Annotated in this window: 1 protein-coding gene and 2 pseudogenes; 2 read left to right on the top strand and 1 reads right to left on the bottom strand. The window is 34.9% G+C overall.

Annotated elements, in window-relative coordinates:
• Positions 1 to 106: 106 nt before the first annotated feature.
• Positions 107 to 485, top strand: a pseudogene (locus L2764_RS27070) (IS3 family transposase); the annotation flags it as partial.
• Positions 486 to 1,136: 651 nt separating this feature from the next.
• Positions 1,137 to 1,580: pseudogene (locus L2764_RS27065) on the top strand (IS6 family transposase); the annotation flags it as partial.
• Between the two features lie 14 nt (positions 1,581 to 1,594).
• Here L2764_RS27065 and L2764_RS27060 read toward each other — a convergent pair.
• On the bottom strand, positions 1,595 to 1,733 hold a 139-nt coding region (locus L2764_RS27060; RefSeq protein ID WP_248943429.1), incomplete at its 5' end, for an IS3 family transposase.

Below are 1,733 nucleotides of genomic sequence, written 5' to 3'. Positions count from 1 at the left end.
AGGTGTTCGATCAGGGTCATTGGGTTACCTCTCAGAAAGTGAGGTGCGATTAGATCACAGTAATTCAGCAGATTCAATCTTTGTTAACAAAGTGCGATCCCGCCCTGCTATGGATACACACATGAAGGCACAACTGGTAACGGATGCATTGACAATGGCATTGTTTCGCATAGGCTTGCCTAAAGGTGTAATGATTCATAGTGATAGGGGGCCAGTATTGTTCTCATGCTTATCGAGACTTAGCTGAAGAGCATCATTTACTCTTGAGCATGAGCCGAAAAGGAAACTGTTGGGACAACGCTGTTGCTGAGAGTTTCTTCCATTCTTTCAAAGTTGAAGCTATTCAATATGAACCAATAATGACCCGTGACGAGATGCGTCATGCTGTCTTCGAATATATTGAAGTTGATTACAATCGAACAAGAAGGCATAGTGCAATTGGGTATCAAAGCCCACTGCATTATGAACAGCAAAAAATCGCTTAATTGAGTGTCCAGTTTTAGTGCGGGGTATCAACAATTGTAACCACACTAACAATAAACAACTCTAACCTTCAGTCAGCAAAACATATACTAATCTTAACGGGTGTTATTTCTGCTATATTCCTTTTTATATTTTCATATAGCAATTTAGGTGTGTTTTATTTTGAGATTATAAATAATTTGACAGCGTATTCAACGAAAATAATTTTAACTGTATTTAAGATTATGATGTTTTATCCTTTGTTAACATTTTTTATTATCTGGTACAGAGGACGATTAATCCATAACAATAAAACTAATTTTTTTACGATAATATCTATATTAGAGGTAATAATAGTTGTGATATGTTTATATATTCTAATTTTAGGACTGAATATCGAAAGTTTGATTGCAGTATCTGTATCTATATGCTTAGGCAGGATCTTTAGTATACTGCTTCTAGCGCGCAATCTTGCCCAAACTACGAAATAGAAGACTTTGGTGTAATTTGAATTTCATAAGGTATAATACTGGTTCTGTCGCAAACTGACAATCGTGTAAATTTGTAGTATTATATTATCATAAATAAATTCAAGATTTTGTATGTTAGATTTTACAGGAAGACATTTTAGTAAACTTTTCATTCTTCAAGCCTTACGTTGATATTTATCATATCGACTTAGCTATAGGCATGTAGAAGAGTTAATGAAAGAGCGTGGAGTTAGTGTAGATCATAGTACAATCAATCGTTGGGTTATAAAATACGCTAAAGAGCTAGAAGCTACGTTCAGCAAAAAGTTTAGAAAATATGGCAGCTATGTTAATTGGAAGATGGATGAGACCTATTTGAAGCACAAAGGTAAAGATGTTTATTTATACAGAGCTATAGACAAATATGGTGACACTTTGGAGTTTATGGTTTCAGATAAAAGAGACGAGGAAGCAGCTCGTAAATTTTTTAAGAAAATCATTGGTAAGCATGGCCTGCCAGAGAAAGTAAATGTAGATAAATCTGGTGCTAATGAAGCAGCTTTGCTAACCATTAACATCTTCTTATTTATGCTAGGTATTTGGTATACTCATGGTATAGAAATTAGACAAAATGATACCCCGTACTAAAACTGGACACTCAATTAAGCGACTTTTTTCTGTTCATAATTTAGTGGGCTTTGATACCCAATTGCACTATGCCTTCTTGTTCGATTGTAATCAACTTCAATGTATTCGAAGACAGCATGACGCATCTCGTCACGGGTCATTATTGGTTCATAT

It is taken from the genome of Shewanella surugensis (genome assembly GCF_023284005.1).
GTDB lineage: Bacteria > Pseudomonadota > Gammaproteobacteria > Enterobacterales > Shewanellaceae > Shewanella > Shewanella surugensis.
This window is presented reverse-complemented; position numbering and strand designations above follow the sequence as displayed.